The 21,263-nt window shown below is 65.0% G+C and carries 17 protein-coding genes and 1 other RNA gene; 3 read left to right on the top strand and 15 right to left on the bottom strand.

Annotation, left to right across the window (positions count from 1 at the left end; all coding sequences use genetic code 11):
* Positions 1-70: 70 nt before the first annotated feature.
* The 11 genes from ABQZ00_RS12940 to gloA2 all read right to left on the bottom strand — a co-directional run bounded on the left by ABQZ00_RS12940 (position 71) and on the right by gloA2 (position 12,769).
* On the bottom strand, positions 71-907 hold the full coding sequence (locus tag ABQZ00_RS12940) for an anti-sigma factor (protein WP_323538150.1): 837 nt from the start codon (positions 905-907) through the stop codon (positions 71-73).
* Complete coding sequence (locus tag ABQZ00_RS12935) at positions 904-1,467, bottom strand: sigma-70 family RNA polymerase sigma factor (protein ID WP_323538151.1); 564 nt, start codon at positions 1,465-1,467, stop codon at positions 904-906. Before ABQZ00_RS12935 ends, ABQZ00_RS12940 begins: the two co-directional genes overlap by 4 nt.
* 58 nt (positions 1,468-1,525) lie before the next feature.
* Positions 1,526-1,891 carry a DUF4345 domain-containing protein gene (locus tag ABQZ00_RS12930; RefSeq protein WP_323538152.1) on the bottom strand — a complete coding sequence of 122 codons (366 nt, stop codon included), beginning with the start codon at positions 1,889-1,891 and terminating at the stop codon, positions 1,526-1,528.
* Positions 1,892-1,976: 85 nt separating this feature from the next.
* Positions 1,977-2,765: a hypothetical protein gene (locus ABQZ00_RS12925; RefSeq protein WP_323538153.1), complete on the bottom strand. Its 789-nt coding sequence runs from the start codon at positions 2,763-2,765 to the stop codon at positions 1,977-1,979.
* Between the two features lie 340 nt (positions 2,766-3,105).
* Positions 3,106-3,525 carry an Rnf electron transport complex subunit RnfB gene (gene rnfB / locus ABQZ00_RS12920; RefSeq protein ID WP_323538154.1) on the bottom strand — a complete coding sequence of 140 codons (420 nt, stop codon included), beginning with the start codon at positions 3,523-3,525 and terminating at the stop codon, positions 3,106-3,108.
* Positions 3,526-3,531: 6 nt separating this feature from the next.
* A complete protein-coding gene (locus ABQZ00_RS12915) occupies positions 3,532-4,122 on the bottom strand; it encodes an HAD family hydrolase (protein WP_055845211.1) in 591 nt (196 codons plus the stop codon).
* Positions 4,123-4,536: 414 nt separating this feature from the next.
* On the bottom strand, positions 4,537-6,627 hold the full coding sequence (gene metG, locus ABQZ00_RS12910; RefSeq protein ID WP_323538155.1) for a methionine--tRNA ligase: 2,091 nt from the start codon (positions 6,625-6,627) through the stop codon (positions 4,537-4,539).
* A gap of 259 nt (positions 6,628-6,886) precedes the next feature.
* Positions 6,887-7,336 (bottom strand): DUF2147 domain-containing protein, encoded by a 450-nt coding sequence (locus ABQZ00_RS12905; RefSeq protein ID WP_055845208.1) that lies wholly within the window; start codon positions 7,334-7,336, stop codon positions 6,887-6,889.
* Positions 7,337-7,731: 395 nt separating this feature from the next.
* Positions 7,732-11,322 carry an ABC transporter permease/M1 family aminopeptidase gene (locus ABQZ00_RS12900; RefSeq protein ID WP_323538156.1) on the bottom strand — a complete coding sequence of 1,197 codons (3,591 nt, stop codon included), beginning with the start codon at positions 11,320-11,322 and terminating at the stop codon, positions 7,732-7,734.
* Between the two features lie 12 nt (positions 11,323-11,334).
* Entirely contained in the window at positions 11,335-12,228 is an 894-nt protein-coding gene (locus ABQZ00_RS12895) for an ABC transporter ATP-binding protein (protein ID WP_323538157.1), read from the bottom strand.
* Between the two features lie 151 nt (positions 12,229-12,379).
* The gene (gene gloA2 / locus ABQZ00_RS12890) at positions 12,380-12,769 is read right to left on the bottom strand and encodes an SMU1112c/YaeR family gloxylase I-like metalloprotein (protein ID WP_323538158.1); all 390 of its coding nucleotides are present in this window, start codon (positions 12,767-12,769) and stop codon (positions 12,380-12,382) included.
* Positions 12,770-13,081: 312 nt separating this feature from the next.
* On the opposite strand from gloA2, the gene mmuP reads away from it, so the two are divergent.
* Together mmuP and mmuM are read left to right on the top strand one after the other, a co-directional pair.
* Positions 13,082-14,479, top strand: coding sequence for an S-methylmethionine permease (mmuP, locus tag ABQZ00_RS12885; protein WP_323538159.1), 1,398 nt, complete (start codon positions 13,082-13,084; stop codon positions 14,477-14,479).
* Positions 14,476-15,438, top strand: coding sequence for a homocysteine S-methyltransferase (gene mmuM, locus ABQZ00_RS12880; RefSeq protein WP_323538160.1), 963 nt, complete (start codon positions 14,476-14,478; stop codon positions 15,436-15,438). The genes mmuP and mmuM overlap by 4 nt, the downstream gene beginning before the upstream one ends.
* Before the next feature lie 191 nt (positions 15,439-15,629).
* Here mmuM and ABQZ00_RS12875 read toward each other — a convergent pair whose 3' ends face one another.
* The 4 genes from ABQZ00_RS12875 to ABQZ00_RS12860 all read right to left on the bottom strand — a co-directional run bounded on the left by ABQZ00_RS12875 (position 15,630) and on the right by ABQZ00_RS12860 (position 19,390).
* Positions 15,630-17,579, bottom strand: coding sequence for a DUF885 domain-containing protein (locus tag ABQZ00_RS12875; RefSeq protein WP_115559471.1), 1,950 nt, complete (start codon positions 17,577-17,579; stop codon positions 15,630-15,632).
* Positions 17,580-17,797: 218 nt separating this feature from the next.
* Positions 17,798-17,873: non-coding RNA, sX9 sRNA (locus ABQZ00_RS12870), on the bottom strand.
* 61 nt (positions 17,874-17,934) lie between these two features.
* Positions 17,935-18,711, bottom strand: a complete 777-nt coding sequence (locus tag ABQZ00_RS12865) for a queuosine precursor transporter (RefSeq protein ID WP_055845187.1) — start codon at positions 18,709-18,711, stop codon at positions 17,935-17,937.
* Between the two features lie 4 nt (positions 18,712-18,715).
* Positions 18,716-19,390, bottom strand: a complete 675-nt coding sequence (locus ABQZ00_RS12860; protein WP_055845184.1) for a DUF502 domain-containing protein — start codon at positions 19,388-19,390, stop codon at positions 18,716-18,718.
* Positions 19,391-19,837: 447 nt separating this feature from the next.
* Here ABQZ00_RS12860 and ABQZ00_RS12855 point away from each other — a divergent pair, with 447 nt between their 5' ends.
* Positions 19,838-21,199 carry a hypothetical protein gene (locus ABQZ00_RS12855; protein ID WP_323538161.1) on the top strand — a complete coding sequence of 454 codons (1,362 nt, stop codon included), beginning with the start codon at positions 19,838-19,840 and terminating at the stop codon, positions 21,197-21,199.
* Positions 21,200-21,263: the final 64 nt, after the last annotated feature.

Below are 21,263 nucleotides of genomic sequence, written 5' to 3'. Positions count from 1 at the left end.
GAGAGGTGGCCCTCTCAGGCACCTGCTGCGCCGCGTCTTGCGGCCGCGCAGCAGGTGCTCATGCGCCCGATCAGGGCGCCATTGCCAACGTGCTGATGCCGCCCTTGGCAACCACGGTGCCGGTGGCCACGCCACCCGGTGCACCGCCCGGCGGTTCCAGCGTCACCGCCAGAATCGCCTCGTTGCTGAGCATGGGCATCAGCTGATCCGGGATCTGCGCGCGACGCGCACGCTGATCGTCGAAGATACCCATCGAATGCGCCTTGCCGTCCGGCGTGATCAGCCAGAGCTCGGGTACCTTGTCGGCCGTGGCGGTGCGATCCAGCGGCGTCACCGTGATGGTGTGCTTGTCGGCATCCATCAGCGCCACATAGCCCGGACGCCCGTCTTCGGTGGCCAGCGTGGAGGTCATTGCAATGCCGGTGGCCGGTGGTGTGGTGGCCGCAGGCGGGGTGACCGGGGTCTGTACCACCGGCGTATCGCCAACAGGCGGTACCGGTGCCGGCGGCGTGCGCAGGTTCAACAACGCGAGCACGCACACCGCAGCGGTCGCCAGGCCGCCAGCGCTGGCCCAACGCCACACGCGCACGTTGTTCCACAATGGCGCGGCCGGCTTGTCGGTGGTGGCTACCGGCGCGGCCGATGTCACTGCACGGAGCGGCGTGTCGAAGCCAAGCGTCTGCCGCACCTGCGCCCACACCTGATCAGGCGGGGTCACGGCGGAGATTTCTTCCAGCAACGGGGCCAGAAGATCCTGCCACTGCAGCACCGCCTGGGCGAACTGGCCGTCGGTCGCAATGCGTTGTTCTGCCGCCAGACGTTCTTCTGCGCTCAGCAGGCCGAGCACGTATTCGCCGGCCAACACGTCGCGCGGCGGTTCCTGGTCGATGGGAAAGGGCGTGCTCATCGTTCCAGACATGCCTTGAGTTTGGCCAGGCCGCGACGGATCCAGCTTTTAATCGTGCCGATCGGTGTGTCGGTGCGCGCGGCGAGCTCTTCGTAGGTGATGCCTTCGAAGAACGCGGTGCGAATCAGTTCGCTACGCGGCGGTTCGAGTTCGGCCAGGCAGTGGTCGATGCGACGACGCGTGCTGGCGCGCTCGGTGCGTTCCAGCGGAGACGCATCGCCATCGCGCAGTTCGCCGGCATCGTCCAGCGCCAGGTTGCGGCGCTGCGGCGCGTTGGCACGCAGATGATCGATCGCCTTGTTGCGCGCGATCATCGCCAGCCACGTCAGCCCGCGGGCACGGCTGGGATCGAACTGACCGGCCTTGTGCCAGATCAGCGTGAACACGTCCTGCAGCACCTCTTCGGCCTCGGCACGTTGCGGGATCATGCGCAGGCAGACCCCGAACAGCTTGGGCGAGGTCTGCCGGTACAGCGCTTCGAAGGCATGCCGGTCGCCGCCCGCAGTTGCGGTCAGCAGGCGTCCGGTTTCATCGTCGTCCTGGCCAGGAATGGCACTCATGCGATCGGGCGTTGGGTAAGGTGGGGGCGATGCTACCGGACTGTGCAGGCGCTGTCTGTCACTTGCGCAGCCACAACAGCACGGCGGCGAGCAGCAACAGGATCTCGACACCGGCAAGCGCGACGGTTGGTGCGGAAACCGGCCACAAGCGCGACAGCGAGACGCTGCGGAACAGCACGATGGGGACGTAGAACGCCAGCGCGACCAGCAGCCCGGTGCGCGGTTGATTGATCCAGGCGAAGTAACCGAACAGGAACGCCATGCCCAACTGCAGGCCGCCATAGATGACCAGATACTCCGATTGCCCGGCCGGCGACAGCTGGGTGTAGCCGACTGCGTTTGCGGTCTTGGCCGGCGACAGCGTGCACCAGATCGCCAGGGCGACGTAGAGCACTGCGTTGAGCCAGAGATAAGCTTTTGCCATGGAGGTGCTCCTGTACGGGGAATGGGTGCCCGGGCCGTTGTACGCAACGGCGCGTGGTCGAACGTGAAGATGGCGCGGGCCTGGCTCACGACGCGTTGCAGCTCTTGGTCAGCGGCTGCTCGCGTGCCTGGCGCAGGTCGTCCGCGCTGGCAGCACGCGCAGCGGTGTCCGCAAACACGATGCGCACGCGCGGGTAGCGCCCTTGCGCATCGCGCAGATTGCCCACGCCGCGGAACTCGAGCAGGCGTTTGTTGGCGATGGAGTAACGCACCTCCAGCGATGGCACTGCTGCGCCATACCAGGCATCGAGCGAAATGCGGAAGCGACGTTGGCCGGCGCTGTCGTCGAGACGTTCGACCCGGAACGCCAACTGCCGTTGCAGGCTGGGCAGCACGAAGTCCACCCGTTGCGATGCGCTGGCCAGTGCCTCCCAGTGGGTGCGCAGATAGGCATCGAAACCGGCATCGATCACACGCTCGTCCTTGCCGGCCGGCAATGCCGTGCTGCGTTCGGGTTTACCGGGCTGTTGCTGGAACATCTCGCGCACGCCGCCGCGCGTGCGCACGCCTTCGCGGTAGCCATCGCGCCCATCGATCAGGCTGAAGTCTGGCGAGCTGCTGCCGCCATCGACCTGTTTGCGTGCGAACGGTTGCCCATTCGGGCAGCGGTACAGCACCAGCCGCCCGCCACCGTCGAGCAGCCAGTGCGATTCGCGGTAGCGCAGAGCGCCCTTGTCGGCATCGAAGACGTCGCCATCCACCCGCGTGACCGCCACCGCGTTGAGCGGCACGCTGCCCAGCACCAGCAGCAACAATGGCGGAATCGGCCGGCAGCGGAGTGCCAGCGCAGCAACGACAGCAGCAAGTGGGCGCATCGGCCGATTCCTCGATGGGAGTGCCTACTCATACGGGCGCCGCCGCAGCATGGATGCGCCGGCGGCGTCAGGACGTTCCTGACGAAATGTAGGACGCGGTCGCGCGGGCTGGTGGTTTGGACGGCGCCGCGATGCCGGGCATTGCGCGTGGAACCTGCCTGCGATCACGCCGCAAGACCACGCCATCCTTGCGGCGTGCATTCGGGTACCTGGCACACCGCGGCACGCGTGTCATCGGTTGAGCGCTTGTGCGCGGCAGCGGCAGAACCACCTGCGACGGTTGCGACATCCGGCGCCGGCCGTGCTGGGCTCGCGGCGCAGCGGCTCGCGCTTGCGGCACCTAGCCGATGGCGCGCAGCTCGATGCAATCCACCGGGCACGCCGGCAGGCACAGCTCGCAGCCGGTGCACAACGGCGCGATCACCGTATGCATGTGTTTGGCCCCGCCGACGATCGCATCCACCGGACAGGCCTGGATGCATTTGGTGCAGCCGATGCAATCGGCCTCCACGATCCAGGCGACTTGTTGTGGTTTGTGCGCGCCGCGGCTGCGATCGAAGGGGCGTGCCGGTACCTCCAGCACCTGCGCCAGGGCCCGCGCGCCCGCATCGCCGCCGGGTGGGCAGTGGTCGACACCGGCCAGCCCATCGGCCATGGCCTGCGCATAGGGGCGGCAGCCGTCGTAGCCGCATTGACCGCATTGGGTCTGTGGCAGCAGGCGGTCGAGCCGTTCGACCAACGTGGGCGCGGGGTCGGGCATGCGCGCTCAGTGCACCGGATTGCCGCGATACCAGCGCTGGTGCGCCAGTGCCAGCATCGGCGTGTCTTCGCGGCTGTCGCCGTAGGCATGCACGCATGCGTACTGCGACAGATCGTAGCGTGCGCGAATCTGCGCGGCCTTGTGCGGGCCGCAATCGCCGTCGGCATAGCGCCCGCTCAGGCGGCCGTCGCTGTGCTCCAGCCGATTGCAGATCAGCGACAGCCCGTGCTGGGTGCACCACGGCTGCAGATACAGATCCACCGACGCCGACACCAGTACCACCTCGTGCCCTTGCGCCTGATGCCAGTCGATGCGCTGCATCATCTCTGCACGCAGTACGCCCGGCAGTGCGCTGCGCGCGTAGTCCACGCCGTGTGCGGCCATCTCATCCAGCGTGCGGCCGCTGAAGACAATGCGGGTCACACGTGCACGCAACGCCGCAGCGGACACCAGGCCCAGCCGATAACCCAGCACCCACGGACCGACCTGCCACTTTGCCGACGCCAACTGCGCGGGCGCCGCGACCTTGCGCAGAAAGCGCGCATAGGTATCGCAGGTGGTGATGGTGTGGTCGAAGTCGAACAGGGCCAGGTGCATGGGGGCTGGGATTGGGGAGTTGGGATTCGGGATGGGGTGAGGGCGCGGTGACTGGTTGCTGTCCTCTCCCGCATGCGGGGGAGGTGCTACGCCAGCGTTGATCTATCTCCTTCTCCCGCGCGCGGGAGAAGGTGCCCCGCAGGGGCGGATGAGGGGAAGGACGGAGCCACGTGCAGGTGCAACGGTACCAGGGCTTCGCCACGTACCCTCACCCCAACCCCTCTCCCGACGGGAGATGGGCTGCTCCAGCGTTGATCTAACTCCTTCTCCCGCGTGCGGGAGAAGGTGCCCCTCAGGGGCGGATGAGGGGACGCGCCAAGCACTCGTGTCAGGTCTCCCCCAACGATCGGCTCTGGCTTTTACTGATCCCGAATCCCGAATCCCGAATCCCAAGCCAGACTCCCCACCCCCGCTTCACCTGACAGGCATACCCGGTTGCGCGCCGCTATCAGCATCCAGCAGCGCCAGGGCGCCGCCGTCGAAGCCGGCCGACAGGATCATCCCTTCGCTGATGCCGAAACGCATCTTGCGCGGGGCCAGGTTGGCAATGAACACCACGCTGCGGCCGACCAGTGTTTCCGGTTCGCCGTAACTTCCGCGAATGCCCGAAAAGATCTGTCGCTTGCCCAACTCGCCGGCATCCAGCTCGAAGCGCAGCAGCTTGTCCGAGCCTTCCACGAACTCGCACACCAGCACCTTGCCGATGCGCAGATCGAGCTTGGCGAAATCGTCGATGCCAATAAGCCCTGGATTCGAGACGGAGGCGGGGGGATTGGCCGGCGTAGTTGCTTTTGCATCGGTCTTGGCCACCGTTGCATTGCTGGCGTTGGTCGCAGCCGGAGCCGCAGGTGCGGCCATAGTGTCTTTTGAAGCGTCGGTCATGGCGTCGATCTGTTTGGGGTCGATACGGGTGAACAGGGCGGTGTAGGGCTGGATCGTGTGCGCCGTGAGCGGGCGCTGCACATCTTCCCAACTGGTCATGGGCGCCGACAAAAACGCCTCGGCTTCGGCACAGGTGCGCGGCAGGATCGGCTTGAGTCCGGCAACCAGGATGCGGAACAGGTTCAGGCCCTGGGTGCAGACCGATTGCAGCTGCGCATCGGCGCCGTCCTGCTTGGCGATCACCCACGGCTTGGTGTCGTCGATGTACTTGTTGGCCTCGTCGGCCAGCGCCATGGTCTGGCGGATCGCGCTGGCTGCATCGTTGCGCTCATACGCCTCGCGGATCGGCGCCAACGCGGCGACGAAGCGGTCGTACTGCGCAGCATCGGGCAGCGTGTCGGCCAGCTTGCCGTCGAAGCGCTTGCCGATGAAGCCGGCACAGCGGCTGGCCAGGTTGACGAATTTGCCGACCAGATCGGCATTCACCCGTGCGATGAAATCGCCCAGGTTGAGGTCCAGATCGTCCACGCCGCCCGAGGATTTGGCCGCGAAGTAATAGCGCAGCGCCTCCGGCTCCAGGCCGACATCCAGGAAGGTCCGCGCCATCACGAAAGTGCCGCGCGACTTGGACATCTTGGCGCCGTCCACGGTCAGATAGCCGTTGACGTGCAGGCGCGTGGGCGAGCGATGGCCGGTGCCGTGCAGCACCGCCGGCCAGAACAACCCGTGGAAATTGACGATGTCCTTGCCGATGAAGTGATGCAGCTCGGTCTGCGTGCCGGCCACCAGATGCGCGTCGAAGTCTTCGCCCATCTGCGCGCACAGCGTCTTGAAGCTGCACAGATAGCCGATCGGCGCATCCAGCCACACGTAGAAATACTTGCCCGGCTGGCCGGGAATCTGGAAGCCGAAATACGGCGCATCGCGCGAAATGTCCCACGCGCGCAGGCCGCCTTCGGTATCCAGCCATTCCTTGAGCTTGGCCTTGACGCCCGGCAACGCCACATCGCCGGCCAGCCACTCACGCAGGAAGCCATCGAAATGGCCGACCTCGAAGAAGAAATGCTCCGAATCGCGCAGCTCCGGCGTGGCGCCGGAGATCACCGATTTGGGCTCCTTCAGCTCGGTTGGCGCGTAGGTGGCGCCGCACACTTCGCAGTTGTCGCCGTACTGGTCGGCGCTGCCGCAGTTGGGGCAGGTGCCCTTGATGTAGCGGTCCGGCAGGAACATGCCCTTGGCCGGGTCGTAGAACTGCGCCACCGAGCGCCGGCTGATATGGCCGGCTGCTTCCAGCTTGTTGTAGAAGGCCTCGGTGAGCTCGCGATTGACCGGCGAATTGGTCGAATCGTAATGATCGAAGGTCACCCCGAACGCGGCGAAATCGCGCTCATGGCTGGCCTGGATGTTGGCGATGAAGGCTTCCGGGGTGACGCCGGCCTTCTCGGCCGCGAGCATGATCGGCGTGCCGTGGGTGTCGTCGGCGCAGACGAACCAGGTCTTGTCGCCGCGCAACCGGCGCGCGCGCACCCAGATATCGGCCTGGATATAACCGACCAGGTGGCCAAGATGCAGCGGACCGTTGGCATACGGGAGAGCGGTGGTGACAAGTGCGGTGCGGGTCATGGCAGGCGTGATGCGGGGGACACGCGATTATCGCACTAGTCGGGAAAGGGGCGGGAATGGGGAGTTGGGAATGGGGAATCGGTTGAAGCAGGCCAGGTTTGTCGCGATGTTGATGTGCGCAGGCTAGTCGCCGGCTGTGGGAGCGCAATGACGGTCACCTTTGCGTGTCAGGTCTTCTCGCCTGCCGGTACTCCGGGTTCGCAAAAAAAGGCGCCCCGAAGGACGCCCGCTCTTGCGATTCCCGATTCCCGATTCCCGGCTACTCACGCACCCAGGTCTGCGTACGGCCCAGCGCTTCGATGCCGACGTAGCCGCGCATCTGCAGCTTCTTGCCGCCTTCGGTCAGGGTGATCTTGGCCTTGTAGGTCTTGCCCTTGGCCGGGTCCAGCACCGAGCCGCCACCCCACACGGCGGTGCCGTCGGCCTTGAGGCCCCACAGGATGGTCATGCCCTTGATCGGCTTGCCTTTCAGCGCACCGTCGCACTTGTCGCACATCGGATTGGGGCCATTGTTGGACTGCAGGATCTCGACCACCTTGCCGCTCAACGTGCCGTTGGCGGCCTGTTCGATCTGCACCACCGACTTGGGCTTGCCGGTCTCGTCGTCGATGGTCTTCCAGCGACCCACCGGCGAATCGGACGCCTGGGCCAGCAGCGAGGCGGCCGCCAGCGGCAGGGCCACCATCAGGGTCTTGAAGGTCTTGCGCATGATTCCCCTCCCAGGGATTGCTGTGGCCGCCGTCGGCGGCCTGATGGCGAATGTATACCGTGGGGTATGGTGGCGGAAAGCCGCACTGCGGGATGCGTTCATACCGCGCGGCTGCGGTGCCGTCGCCGAGCCGCTCCACTGAGAACGCCGGCTGCGCAGGCTGACTGCTTGCGGTCCGGCGCCGAGTCGGCAAATCCCGTCGTGCGACGCGCGTTGTCCGACATCCGGGAGGATGGGCGAACGCAGTCCGTTCGATGCGACTGAGTCGACGACGTGCGCAGTGCGCGTCGTCACGTCGGCTGTCGCGGAATCATTCGGCTCGCTTGCAGTCGTTGGCTGTACTCGTCGCCGGTCCTGGCCGCCCAGCGAGCATCGGCCAGTGACCGCGATTGCCGCTATTGCAGCGTCACCCGCTTGCGATTGTCGTCCGGCACCCGGTCGATCAGCTTGTTGTCGGGATCGAAGCCGGCTTCGATGGGCAGGGCGTCGACGGTCAGGGTGAAGCTGGGCGTGGCGCTGGTGACGTGCTGCCGCTGCAGCGCCAGTACCGGCGCCTGCGCGTTCTTGCCCGCGGGCAGACCGTAGATCCCGACTTCGATCCAGTCGTCCATCGGCACCGCATGCTCCTTGCCGCGGCCATCGGCCTGCAACTTGGCCGCCTGCGCCTGCACGGTCACATCGAAGCGTCCATCCGGGCGCTTGCGGGCCTGTGCGCTAACCACACGGTTGTCGTAGAAGGTGATCTTTTCGAACAAGTCGGTGATCATTCCCTGCTGGTCCGGGCGGGCCTCGGCACGAATCGCCTGCAGCAGCTCGGCCGAGGTGGTGTACGGCGGTTGCTGAAACGCCTTGGCCTGCAGGAAACGCTGCAACGCGCGATTGAGCGCCTGCTCGCCGAGTTCTTCGCGCAGGCGGTAGAACGCCAGCGACCCCTTGCGGTAGTGGATGTATTGCTGGTTCTCCACCCGGTACAACGGAAGTTCTTCGACGATCTCGCCGCCGCGGCCCTCCAGATAGCGGTCCAGTTCGTACTTGAGGAAGCGGCGCATGTGCGCACGCCCGTACTCGCGCTCCATCACCATCAGCGCCGAGTACTGCGCCAGCGATTCGGACAGCATCGTGGCGCCCTGCACATTCGCACCGATCACCTGATGCGCCCACCACTGGTGCGCCACTTCATGCGCGGTGACGTAGAACACGTAGTCGATGTCGTCCTTGTCGCGCAGGTCGGCGATGAAACCGACCGATTCGGAATAAGGAATGGTATTGGCGAACGACTGCGCAAACCCCGCATAGCCCGGAAACTCGATGATGCGCACCTGGTGATGCTGGTACGGGGTGAAATTGGCCTCGTCATAGGCCAGCGATTTCTGCACGCTCTCGATCATGCGTTGCACGTTGTACGGGTGCTTGGGGTCGTAATAGATCTCGATCGGAATCTTTTTGTAGTAGGCCTTGCGTACCTGCCAGCGCGCCGACAGGTAGGCATAGAAGTTCAGCATCGGGCGATCCATTACATAGCGGAAGCAGCGCCTTCCAGCCTGCTGGAACTCTTTCTGCAGATAGCCCGGCGCCAGCGCAATCTGGTCCGGTGCGGTGCAGATGGTGCTGGCGAAGCTGAGCCAGTCGGCATCGTTGCTGACATAGGTGTTGGCGCGTGCGGCCTGGTCTTCCAATTTAGGCATGCGCGTGAACTCACCCAGACCACGCTTGCGGCGATCGTTGCGGTCGGCGATCTCGTTTTGGCTGTTGTAGCCGAACCAAGGCAATACCTGACTATTGAAGAAGCTGCCGTTGGCGACCAGATCGGTCTGTGCCTGCGCGGCGGTAATGCCATGCGGTTGCTGGTCCACGCGGAAGCGGAACACGCGCACTTGGCCTGGTTGCAGCGGGCGCTGCAACCGGTAGATGCGGTAGCCGGCCGCACGATCGTGGGTGATCAGCGTCTGCCCGCCCAGATCCACGTTGACCAGGCTGCGGTCGCCAGTGCGTCCCTGCATGCCGATATGCACTTCGCTGATCGGCGCGCTATGAGGATTGCGCACGGTCCAGGTGGCATCGATCACCACCGATTGCGTTTCCGGATGCAGGTCGACATGGTTATCCACGGCAATGATGCGTGGTTGCGGCAGGTCCCTGTACTTGCTGTAATCACGCTCGTAGCGCGCTTGCAGGTCTAGCTGCTGCTCCGGCGACAGGAAACTGTTGTAGACGTTGGTGTTCCAGTACAGCCAGCCGCCGATCGCCGTAAAGCCAAGCAGGCTGACCGCCAATGCCACGCCGGTCGCGCCGCGCAAGCGCTGCAATGCCAGGCGCACCCGCTGACGCAGTCCATGGCCGACGCCGCGTGGCCACAACGCCGAGGACAGAAGCAACAAGGCCAGCAGGAACACGCCCCAATAGCCTTGAAACCACAACTGCCCGGGCAGGAAATGGCCGAAGCCATTCATGTCCGAATACGGAGCGTTGGGCCAGCCTCCGAAGTTGTACAGATTCTGGGTGTAATCGAGCAGTGACAACGCCGATTGCCCGATCAATACCAGCATCAGCAATGCGTAGCCGACGAACTTGTTGTTGCTCAGTACCTGCAGCACCAGGGCCATGCCGCCCATCAGCACATACAGCACCGAGCCAAGCGCCAGGGTCTTGAGATACAGCAGCGGCTCGATCGTGGTGTAGCCGCGGCCAAGTTGCAGCGCGATCGAGGTCAACGCGCCGGCGAGCTGGAAGCTGGCGATCACTGCCAGCAAGGCCACAAACTTGCCAAGCAGGGGAACCCAGTCCGGCACCGGCATGGCATCGGTGATGCCGTCGATGCGGTTGCTGCGTTCTTTCCACACCAGTTCGCCGGCATAGAACAGCACCACGATGATCAGCAGAAAGCTGTAGCTGTTCTGCAGTGCTTGCAGCATCAATGAGGTGACCGGCAGCACGGCGGTACCGTACATGCGCGCATTGAACAGGGCGGTCGGGATGAAGTCGGCCAGGCCCAGGATCAGCAGCACCACGAACGGCGCGCTGCGCAGCACGCCGAGCGTATCGAAACGGATCTGGCGCAGCAGTTGCTGAAAAGCGGTGCTAGCCGCGAAGGCGGGTGTCACTGCGAGGCGGGTGGTGGTGACGCGCACGCTGGCTGCCTGTGCGCTGGTGGATGCAGCAGGCGCCGCGCCGCGTCGACGACGCGTGCCGCTGCGTTCGGTGCGGAACAGTGCGAAGGTCGCAGTGAACAACAGCCCGCTCATACCCAGCCATAGGGCGCGATTGGCGAGCAGGTAACCGGTTAGCGGAGGAAGCTGCAGGTTGCGTTGTTCGGCCGACCAATAGCGCAATGTCTGCGACAGTGCGCGGATGCCGAGTGGGTCGGCCAGGGTGGCGATCCAGACGTTGTCCAGATCGGCCAGCAGCGCACCGCTCACGCCATACAACACGAAAAACACGATGACGCCGATGTAGACACACAGGATGCTGCGCGTGGTCACCGCCAGCACCGACAGCAACGCGGTGGTGAAGAGCAGGTTGGGCAGGACCAGCACCAGCAGCGACCACAGGTATGGCAGCAGCGCGACGGGCCCCAGCCGCGCCTGGTCAATCCACGGCATGAACTGCGCCACGAACATGCCCAGCACGATCACCAGATACATCACCGTGCCGGCGATCAGTGCCGCACCGATGCGGCCGACCAGGTAATCGCGGCGGCGCACGGGTGTGGAAAACACCAGCTCCGCAGTGCCCAGCTCGAAATCGCGCAGCAACGCGTTGCTGACGAACAAGGCAGCCACCAGCAGACCGAGCAGACTGAAGATCGCCAGTACCCTGGCAATGACGGTCGGCGCGTTGCGCAGCACATTGCCGATGCCGCCACCAATTTGCACGGCATCGCTGGAGAGTGCGGCGAAGGCCAACAATGCGTATAGCGCGGCCAGCAACCACAAAAAGGGCGAGCGCAGTTGTTCGCGCAGCTCGAAGCGCAGGAACGCCAGGATCATCGCGGCGCTCCGTCAGGCAGCCAGCGCTTGCTTGCGCAGGCGCTGGAAATAGACATCCTCAAGATCGGGTGCGACCTGTTCGAAACCCGGCTCCGGGCAGTCGGCGCTGAACACGTGGATCACCGGATGGCCGGCAATCAGGCGCGTGGACAACACGGTGAAGCGCGCTTCGTAATCGGGCAAGGCGTTCTTGCTGACTTGTTTGCGCCAGACCTGCTGGTTGAGCATGTCGATCGCATCGGCTGGCTTCCCGGTCAGCAACACCTGCCCCTTGTTCATGATGGCCATCGTCGTGCACAGGTCGGTGACGTCTTCGACGATGTGGGTGGACAGGATCACCACCACGTTCTCACCGATTTCGGCCAGCAGGTTCAAAAAACGGTTGCGTTCCTCCGGGTCCAGCCCGGCGGTGGGCTCGTCGACGATCACCAGTTGCGGGTTGCCCAGCAGCGCCTGCGCGATACCGAAGCGCTGGCGCATGCCGCCGGAGTAGGTGCCGAGCTTGCGCTTGCGCGCGTCCCACAGATTGACCTGTTGCAGCAAACGTTCGACCACCTCCTTGCGCTGTGCACGGTTGGTCAGCCCTTTGAGCACCGCAAAGTGATCGAGCATGTCCAGCGCACTGACCTTCGGATACACGCCGAAATCCTGCGGCAGATAGCCCAGCCGGCGGCGCAACGCGTCCTTGTCCCTGAGCACGTCGATGCTGCTGCCGTCGGCGCAGCCGAGGCTGACGCTGCCGGCATCGGGTTCCTGCAACGTGGCCAGCGTGCGCATCAAGGAAGACTTGCCGGCCCCGTTGGGGCCAAGCAATCCGAACATGCCGCGAGGAATGTCCAGTGTGACGCCTTGCAACGCATGCACGCCGTTGGCGTAGGTCTTGGACAACGCACGGATCTGCAGCATGGACGTTCCTGTGTCCCGGGATGCTTAGATCTTCATTGCGTTGCTGCGGCGCCGCATCGGCCGGAAGTCATGTGGAGGATCGATTAGCGAAGCGCCGCTGAGTGGATGTCGAACCGGTGCCCGTCGAGCCGATGCCCGGCGTGGTGCTTCCTCAGCCGATCTCGTACAGCTCCAGCGGCAGATCGTCCGGATCGGCGAAGAAGGTGAACCGCCGGCCGGTGTATTCGTCGATGCGGATGTCTTCGGTGATGACGCCATGGGCGTTGAGATGCGCCACCGCGCTATCCAGGTCTTCTACGCGAAAGGCCAGGTGACGCAGGCCGCGTGCTTCCGGGCGGCTGGGGCGCAGCGGAGCGCCGGGGAACGAGAACAGCTCGATCTGGCCGCCGTCGGGCAGCGCCAGATCCAGCTTCCAGGAATCGCGTGCCTGGCGGTAATGCTCGGCCAGCACTCGCAAGCCCAGGATCTCGCAATAAAACTGTTTCGAAAGCGCGTAGTCGCCCGCGATGATCGCCACATGGTGGATGCCGGCCAGTCTCATGCTGCGCTCCGCTGCCATACCGACAGATCGTGTTGCTGGCTGCGATCCGCCAACACCACCGCACCACGTAAAACGGTCGCGCGGCTGTGAGGCGTCTGCGCATGCGCAGGTAGCGCGCAGCGTGCGCGGGGCGGCAACGCTGCAGGCAGGCGCAGGTAACGTGTCTCAGACATGACGGTGCTCCGCAAGATCGGCACGCGAGCATACCCGCGGCTGCCTGAAGTGCTTGTACAGCGTCACAGCTCGTCACCGCATGGCTGTGCTCGCCTGCATGCGCGTGGCAGGATGGTGCGCCGCCCATCAGACCGACGCATGCCAGACCCTTCTTCCAGCGCCGCACCGCAGTTCCAGCGCAGCATGCAGGTGCGCCATCTGGTGATGTTGTCGCTGGGCGGGGTGATCGGCACCGGGCTGTTCTTCAACACCGGCTACATCATCGCCAGCACCGGTGCGCTGGGCACGGTGATCGCGTATCTGATCGGTGCGCTGGTGGTGTATCTGGTGATGCAATGCCTGGGCGAACTGGCGGTGGCGATGCCGCAGACCGGGGCGTTTCATGTGTATGCGGCGCGCTATCTGGGGCCGGCCACCGGGTATGTGGTGGCATGGCTATATTGGCTGACCTGGACGGTGGCGCTGGGGTCGAGCCTTACTGCCGCTGCGTTCTGCATGCAGTACTGGTTTCCGCATAGCCCGGCGTGGCCTTGGTGTCTGTTGTTCTGCGCGCTGATCTTCGGCTTGAACACGGTGTCGGCGCGTTGGTTTGCCGAGGGCGAATTCTGGTTTTCGTTGATCAAGGTGATCACGATTTTGGTCTTCATCGTGCTCGGTGGCGCGGCGGTGATCGGCCTGCTGCCATTGGCCGATGGCGCGCCTGCGCCCGGCTTGCGCCATCTGCGTGCCGATGGCTGGTTTGCGCACGGCACGTTGCCGATTCTGATGACCATGGTGGCGGTGAACTTCGCGTTTTCCGGCACCGAATTGATCGGCGTGGCCGCCGGCGAAACCGCGCAGCCGGCACGCGCCATTCCGCTAGCGATCCGCACGACGCTGGTGCGGCTGGTGGTGCTGTTCGTAGGTACCGTGCTGGTGCTTGCTGCCTTGCTGCCCGCCAGCCAGGCGGCCGTCGAAACCAGCCCGTTCGTGCGCGCGTTCGAGTTGCTGGGCATTCCGTACGCGGCGGACATCTTGAATGCGGTGATCCTGACCGCGATCCTGTCGGCGGCCAATTCGGGTCTGTATGCGGCGGCGCGCATGCTGTGGTCGTTGGCCAACGAAGGCACGCTGCCGGCACGCCTTGCGCGCCTGACCCGGCGCGGCATTCCGTTGCCGGCCTTGCTGCTGAGCATGCTGGGCGGTCTGCTGGCCCTGCTCACCGGCGTGTACGCGGCCGAGACGGTATTCGTTGCGATTTCCGCAGTGTCCGGCTTTGCGGTGGTGGTGGTGTGGCTAAGCATCTGCGCATCGCATTACCGCTTTCGTCAGCAGCTGGTCCGCGACGGGATTGCCGTGGAGACGCTGGCCTATCGCGCGCCGTGGTATCCGTGGACGCCGATCCTTGGATTCGCGCTGTGTCTGCTGGCCTGCATCGGGTTGGCATTCGATCCGCAACAGCGCATCGCGCTGTGGTGCGGCATTCCATTTGTGGCGCTGTGTTACGGCGCCTATGCACTGACCCAATGGCTCGCGGCCAGGAGACTGCACACATGACGATTCTTCCCCGCCAGCCGCGCGCAGATGCGCCCTTCAGTGCGGCGCTCCAGCACGATGGCTATGTGCTGCTGGATGGCGCACTTGCCACCGAACTGGAACAACGCGGCTGCGATCTCAACGATGCGCTGTGGTCGGCGCGCGTGCTGATGGAGCAACCGGAGCTGATCTATCAGGTGCATCGCGACTACTTCGCTGCCGGCGCGCAATGCGCGATCACTGCCAGTTACCAGGCCACGCCGCTGGGCTTTGCGGCGCGCGGGCTGGATCTGGCGCAATCGCAAGCCTTGATCGCCCGTAGCGTGGCCCTGGCCGCACAGGCGCGTGCCGATCATTTGCAGGCGCAGCCTGACGCTGCGCCGTTGTGGGTGGCAGGGTCTGTGGGGCCATATGGCGCGTATCTGGCCGATGGCTCCGAATACCGTGGCGACTACACGTTGCCGTTGGCGCAGCTGATGGAGTTCCATCGTCCACGCATCGCCGCGTTGGCAGCGGCGGGTGTGGATGTACTAGCCTGCGAGACGCTGCCCTCGGCGAACGAGATCGTGGCGTTACGTCTGCTGCTGGAAGAATTTCCGCAGCTGCATGCCTGGTTCTCTTTCACCTTGCGCGATGCCGACCATCTGAGCGATGGCACGCCGCTGGCGCAGGTGATGCCGGCACTGGATGCCTGCGCGCAGGTGATCGCGGTGGGGGTCAACTGTATTGCGCTGGATCAGGTCACCGCCGCATTGCAGCGCCTGTCGGCGCTGACCGCCTTGCCGCTGGTGGTGTATCCCAACTCGGGCGAGCACTACGACGCTGGCGACAAACGCTGGCATGCCGGCGATGCGCCCGCGTGCAGCCTGGCGGACCAGCACACGCAGTGGCTGGCCGCAGGCGCGCGGTTGATCGGTGGCTGCTGCCGCACCACGCCGCGCGATATCGCCGCATTGGCCGCGGCGCGGGCGGTGGATTGAGGGCGCCACCGTTATCGATGGCGCGCCTTGATGGGGCGCCTCAATCGGCGAGCGTGTCCGCTGCGGCAACCGGCAACCGGCACGTCATGCCGGTGTTGCGCGACGCATGCCAAGCGCAGATCCGCACCCAGGCCTAACACCGGCCTGACCGCGACGGCCGATAACCCTTCCATCGGCCGCAATCGTTGCCCTCAGCCTTTCTGCGCTGCGATCCAGCGCTGGATCTTGTCCTGCAGGATCTCCAGCGGCACCGAGCCGTCCTTGAGCACTTCGGTATGGAAGGCGCGGATGTCGAAGCGCGGCCCCAGCTCGCGCTGCGCCTGCTCGCGGAGCTGCGCGATCTTCATTTCGCCGACCTTGTAGGCCAGCGCCTGACCGGGGATGGCCATGTAGCGGTCGACTTCGGCTTCGGCGTCGATGCGGCTCATCGCCGAGTTGTCCAGCATGTAGTCGATGGCCTGGGTGCGGGTCCAGCCCTTGCTGTGCAGGCCGGTATCGGCGACCAGCCGGATCGAGCGCCACAGCGCATTCTGCAGATAGCCGTAGGTGTTGTACGGGTCCTGATACAGCCCCAGCTCGCGCCCCAACGACTCGGCATACAGGCCCCATCCTTCGATGTAGGCGGTCTCGCCCCCGAGCCGACGGAACTTGGGCAGGTCGGTCAGCTGCTGCTGCAGTCCAAGCTGGTAATGGTGGCCGGGAATCGCCTCGTGCAGGTACAGGCTCTCCGCTTCCCAGGTCTTGCGCGAGGGCAGGTCGGAGGTATTGACGTAGAAGATGCCCGGCGTGGCGCCAGTGCTGCCACCGACGCTGGGGCGCATGTACGAGCCGCTGGCCGCCGCTTGCGCGCGCTGCGGTTCCACCGCGCGCACTTCCAGCGGCGGCATGTCCTGGCTGGCGAACAGACGCGGCACCGCGCCTTGCACGCGCCCCTGCAGGCCACGGTAATAGCCCAGCAGCTCGGTATCGCTGCGGAAGCTGAAGCGCTTGTCGGTCTGCATGAACTTGTAGAACTTGGGCAGGTTGCCGCGGAACTTGACTTGCTTGGCCAGCGCGGCGATCTCGCCCTGCAGGCGCGCGACCTCGTCCAGCCCGATCTGATGGATCTGCTCCGGGCTCAGGTCGGAGGTGGTGCTCTGACGCACGTCGTAGGCGTACCACGCCGCGCCGTTGGGTAGCGCCGCCAAGCCATCGGTGTCGCGGCAGGCGGGCAGGTATTCGGTGGCGATAAAGCCGCGCAGCGCGCGATACGCCGGCAGGATGCGCACCTCGATCATCCGCTTGTACTCGGCGGTGAGGCGCTGCTTGTCGGCCTCGGGCATATCGGCCGGCAGGTTGCGGATCGGCCCCCAGAACAGGCTGTCTTCGGCGCTGCGCGCAATGATCGCATCCAGTTGCGGCAGCACTTTCTGCATCAGCACCTTGGGCTGCACCACGCCGGCCTGCATACCGGCGCGCATGTTGGTGATGGCCTGGTCGAACAGGTCGGGAATGCCCAGCGCACGCCGCGACCAGTTGTCGTAATCCTTGACCGTCTTGAACGGCTGCGCGCCGGTGCCGGAACCGAGCACCACCGCAATGCTGGCGATGTTGTAGAACTGGTTGATCGGCAGCATCCAGCTGGGGAACTGCTCGGCGGCCAGCGCACTGCGCGCATCGCGCACGAAGATCTGGTAGCTGAGCAGGTCCTGCCCGCTCAGGCCGTCCGGGCCCAGCGCTTCGGCCTTGCCCAGCCACAGCACGGTGAAATCATGCGATTGCTGGCGGAACGCCGGCGAGAGGAAGTTGGGCAGCTGGTCGTTGTAGCGGCTCTCGCCCTGGAAGGTAGCCTGCAGCGGATTGAGCTTGAGCGAGGCGTCCCAGTACTGGTCGTAGAGCAGGTTGAGCTGCTGGGCCTTGGTCAGCACCACTGGCGCGGCGACCGCGCGTGGCCTGGCCTTGGCGGCCTTGCTGCCCTTGGCCGTCTTCGACGCCTTGGCCGCCGGCTTGGTGGTCTTCTTGCCTTTGCTCGCCTTCGCGCGCGTTTGCGAGGTCTGTGCCTTGGCGGTCTTCTTCTTGGCCGCATCGGCGGGCGCTGCCACTGACAGGCTCAACACAGCGGCGAGGACCAGCGACAGCAGGCGGGAAAAGCTGAGGGGCATTACCGGCTCCGGAAACAAGCGAGCGGGGAGCTTGCCCGATCCGCACCGTTACGGCCAGCTATCCGGGGCATGCGGCGCACATGCAATTCAGATGCGGCACGGGCAGGCGCAGTGCATCGCTGGAATGGTGCGCTGCGATAACGCACCGCGCGGCGTGCTGCCACGGGCACTGCCGGCCACGGGCAGGCAGTGGGTGGGCGCTGCGCAGCCTTTAGAGCGGCTCACAAAACGTAGCAAGCAGTTGTCAGGTGGGTGTGGACGGCGCGGAGGAACCGGCGTGTACGAACGGTACATGCCGCACCGAGTACCGGCCGCGCCCGCCTGGTGGTGAGCACAGTCGTTTTGCGAGCTGCGCTTAGTCGGCAGCGGCTTCTTCGCGCAGCTGCTCGGCGCGATCGGCGCCCAGATATGCGCTGATGGCGCGACGCGCGACGTACAGCAGTGGAATCAGGGCGATCGCAAAGCCCATCTTGTAGATGTAGTTGAGCGTGCTCACCGCCAGAAACTGGTCGATAGACCAATGCTGCGGGCCAAGCACGAAGGCGATGTAGATCACCACGAAGCTGTCCACCAACTGCGACACCGCGGTGGAGCCGGTGGCACGCAGCCACACGTGTTTTTCGCCGGTGACCTTGCGGATGCGATGGAACACCGACACGTCGATCAACTGGCCGAACAGAAACGCCACCAGCGAGCCGCCGATCGTCCACAAGCCCTGCCCGAACACCGCGGCGAATGCAGCCTGATAGTCCGGCACACCCTGGCTCTGCGCTGCGGTCACCCACCAGCCGGCCGGCGCCAGGGCGATCGCCGCGAATGCAAACACGAAGCCGTAGCCGATCAGCGCCACCGCCACCCACGAGATGAAACGCACCCCGCGGCTGCCGAAGAACTCGTTGATGGTGTCGGTCATGATGAACACCACTGGCCATAACAAGGTGCCGGCGGTGAAGCTGAGCGAGCCGGTCTGGCCGAACAGGTTCCAGTTCAGCGGTGCGATGCCGAGTGTGTCTTCCAGTGCGAAGATCTTGACGCCGATGAACTCGGCCAGCGCCGCGTTGACGCAGAAGAACGCCGCCAAGGCAATGAACAGGCGGACCGCACGATCATCGAGGGTACGCGTGTGTGTCATGGCCTTAGCGATCCGCAGTACGGGTGAAGGGAACCGACTCCGGCGAAACCGCGCCGCCGGAGATGATGAAACTCATTGCCTGATCCACAGTCCAGTCGGTGGGTGTGAGCAGCTCCACCGGCACGATTTCCAGATAGCCGGAGGTGGGGTTGGGCGTGGTCGGCACATACACCGCCGCCAGCTCGCGGCCGGTGCCTTGCTCCTTGATCACGCGCGTGACCAGGCCGACCGACTTCATATCGCGATGCGGGAAGTCGATCAGCACCACGCGCTGCGTGCTGCCGGGCTGGGTCTGCAGGATGTCGAGCAATTTGCGCGCGCTGTCGTAGACCACGCTGGCCAGCGGGATGCGCCGCATGATCGCCTCGAACCAGCGCAGTAGACGCTGGCCGATCACCCGCCGGCTCAGGATGCCGACGAACAGGATCGCCGCCACCGTGGCGACCAAGGCGATGGTGTTCTGCACCCACAGCGCCTTGATCCAGCCCAGGTAATCCGGAAACGAGGCGGCGATGCGCCCGGACAGCGGCACCACCCACGGGCTGCTGATGCCAGAGAGCAGCGAGAAGACGAACTTCACCACCACCCAGGTCAGCCAGACCGGCAGCAGGGTGAGCAACCCGGTCAGAAACACGCGTTGCAGGGAAGGGCGGGTGTGCGGAGTGGGGGATTCAGACATCTGCGTAGTGTAGGCATTCGGCCGCGTCCGGTGCAGGGGAGGCGGGGATTTGGGCTTGGGCAGTGGGGATTGGTAAAAGATGCACTGCTGCGTGGTGTAACGTTGCCATTGAGCAGTGAGATGTCGAGTGGCCACGGCTGCAGTAGGTCACTTCTTACTTCCGCCAGGAGAAGGGACGCGCGTCGCTGGATGCGCGTATGACAGCCGCGACTGCCTGGGTGACCGGCGCTGGTGCCGCTTTGCTCAAGTGAAACACGGGCTTTCGGCGGGTGGTCAGGAATGCGGTGTCTTGGCCTAGCCCGTCGCGTTTGTCAGGCGAATGGCTGTCGATGTTTTTGCATCCTGAAATACCTCGCTCTCGTTGTGTCGATGTGCCTTCGCTCAGGTTGTCGTATGGGCGAGCTGTCGCATTAATATGTGTGCCTCCCCAGGGAAGGTTGAACACGCATGCTTGCCAGGTTTCTCAAGTCGGCGTTGCTGGGTGTTTGCATCCTGCTGGCAGCATTGGTGGCGCTGTATGCGGTCTCCAAACGCTGGCCGATTCCTGAGGCGCAACGCCAGGCGCTGGCGCAGCTGCGTCAACCGCCGCCGCCGTTGCGCGGAACCAATATGTTCGTCGCACTCTGGTCGCTGTCGTACGCCATGCCCGAGGCGCAGCGGGAGCACTTGCTGGCCGAGGATGTGGAACGGTTCAACCGGTTGCCGGCAGGTAGCCCCTTTCAGAGCGCTGCGCCGCGCCTTCCAGGCTCGCCGCGCTGGCCATCGTCTGCGCCCGCGCTGTGCAGTGCCAGCGCCGGAGGCTGTCTGGAGCGCGTGCGTCAGCACCCGCAGGCCTATGCCGATGCGCTGGCCGCCCAGGCGCCGTTGTTGGTCAGGCTGCGTGCGCTGGCCGAGTATGCCGACTACCGCAGCCCGTTCCGCGCAGACATCAACGCACCGCTGCCGCAGCCGCCACGGTTGCCGTTATCGATGACCGGCAACGCAGTGGATTTCGTGCAGGGACATACCTTGCAGGCGTTAGCGGGTGTCTGCGCCGATGCGCAGACTGCGCGAGTGTTGCTGCGCAGTGGCGACAATCTGGTGATGCCGTTGATCGGCGCGGCGATGTTGCGTGGCAATGCGCATCTGTTCGCCGACATGCTGGCCGAACTGCCTGCGCAGCACCCGTTGCCGGCGCAGTGCGCCACTGCCTTTGCGCCGCTGGCGGTGGAAGACATTACGCTGTGCAACGCCTTGCATGGCGAGTCGCGCATGGCGTTTTCGCTTCTGCAGGAAAAGGTGCTCAGGCAAGGTGAAAACCTGTCCTGGGAAGAGCGCATGTCGCTGCGCGCGTTTGATCAGGAACGCACCCAGGCGTTGCTCGCACCCACCTATACCTGGGCCTGCAGCGCACCGGTACGCACCTTGCTGGCGCAGGATCAGCCGGTGCCGCAGGCATGGATTCCTGCTCCTCAAACGGCATCGGTGGCTTGCGTCGCCAATGCGATGGGCTGCTTGCTGGCAAGTGCGGGGCAGCCGGACTACGCCAATTACCAGCACAAGATGCAGGACACCGCCGCTGCACTGCGCGCGCTGTCGGCGCTGCAGTGGCTGCGCGATCACCCAACTGACGCAAGGCCGCTCGCGCAGCGGCTTGCCGACCTGCCACCTGCGCTACGCGGGCAGGCACGTGCGCTGCAGCCGGGCCCTGACGGCAATAGCCTGCTGCTGCGGCAGTACGCACGGCCAGAAGGAAACGCGGCTGACGACCGCTGGCCGTTGGCGGGCAGTGCGCTTGCGGCAGAGCGCCGGGCGCCGTCGATTCAGTAAGAAAAGCGCTTTTCGACGTGACTGGCATGGGCAGGCCGATTGCGGATGTGTACCGCGGTTGCAT

This window comes from Xanthomonas sp. WHRI 10204, assembly GCF_040202875.1.
Taxonomy (GTDB): domain Bacteria; phylum Pseudomonadota; class Gammaproteobacteria; order Xanthomonadales; family Xanthomonadaceae; genus Xanthomonas.
Note: the sequence above shows the minus strand (reverse complement) of the source record. Positions and strands in the feature narration are given on the sequence as shown.

Excerpts from the sequence above, each read along its gene's own strand:
- ABQZ00_RS12940 (WP_323538150.1), bottom strand. The coding sequence starts at position 907 with ATGAGCACGCCCTTTCCCATCGACCAGGAACCGCCGCGCGACGTGTTG.
- ABQZ00_RS12935 (WP_323538151.1), bottom strand. The coding sequence starts at position 1,467 with ATGAGTGCCATTCCTGGCCAGGACGACGATGAAACCGGACGCCTGCTG.
- ABQZ00_RS12930 (WP_323538152.1), bottom strand. The coding sequence starts at position 1,891 with ATGGCAAAAGCTTATCTCTGGCTCAACGCAGTGCTCTACGTCGCCCTG.
- ABQZ00_RS12925 (WP_323538153.1), bottom strand. The coding sequence starts at position 2,765 with ATGCGCCCACTTGCTGCTGTCGTTGCTGCGCTGGCACTCCGCTGCCGG.
- rnfB (WP_323538154.1), bottom strand. The coding sequence starts at position 3,525 with ATGCCCGACCCCGCGCCCACGTTGGTCGAACGGCTCGACCGCCTGCTG.
- ABQZ00_RS12915 (WP_055845211.1), bottom strand. The coding sequence starts at position 4,122 with ATGCACCTGGCCCTGTTCGACTTCGACCACACCATCACCACCTGCGAT.
- metG (WP_323538155.1), bottom strand. The coding sequence starts at position 6,627 with ATGACCCGCACCGCACTTGTCACCACCGCTCTCCCGTATGCCAACGGT.
- ABQZ00_RS12905 (WP_055845208.1), bottom strand. The coding sequence starts at position 7,336 with ATGCGCAAGACCTTCAAGACCCTGATGGTGGCCCTGCCGCTGGCGGCC.
- ABQZ00_RS12900 (WP_323538156.1), bottom strand. The coding sequence starts at position 11,322 with ATGATCCTGGCGTTCCTGCGCTTCGAGCTGCGCGAACAACTGCGCTCG.
- ABQZ00_RS12895 (WP_323538157.1), bottom strand. The coding sequence starts at position 12,228 with ATGCTGCAGATCCGTGCGTTGTCCAAGACCTACGCCAACGGCGTGCAT.
- gloA2 (WP_323538158.1), bottom strand. The coding sequence starts at position 12,769 with ATGAGACTGGCCGGCATCCACCATGTGGCGATCATCGCGGGCGACTAC.
- mmuP (WP_323538159.1), top strand. The coding sequence starts at position 13,082 with ATGCCAGACCCTTCTTCCAGCGCCGCACCGCAGTTCCAGCGCAGCATG.
- mmuM (WP_323538160.1), top strand. The coding sequence starts at position 14,476 with ATGACGATTCTTCCCCGCCAGCCGCGCGCAGATGCGCCCTTCAGTGCG.
- ABQZ00_RS12875 (WP_115559471.1), bottom strand. The coding sequence starts at position 17,579 with ATGCCCCTCAGCTTTTCCCGCCTGCTGTCGCTGGTCCTCGCCGCTGTG.
- ABQZ00_RS12865 (WP_055845187.1), bottom strand. The coding sequence starts at position 18,711 with ATGACACACACGCGTACCCTCGATGATCGTGCGGTCCGCCTGTTCATT.
- ABQZ00_RS12860 (WP_055845184.1), bottom strand. The coding sequence starts at position 19,390 with ATGTCTGAATCCCCCACTCCGCACACCCGCCCTTCCCTGCAACGCGTG.
- ABQZ00_RS12855 (WP_323538161.1), top strand. The coding sequence starts at position 19,838 with ATGCTTGCCAGGTTTCTCAAGTCGGCGTTGCTGGGTGTTTGCATCCTG.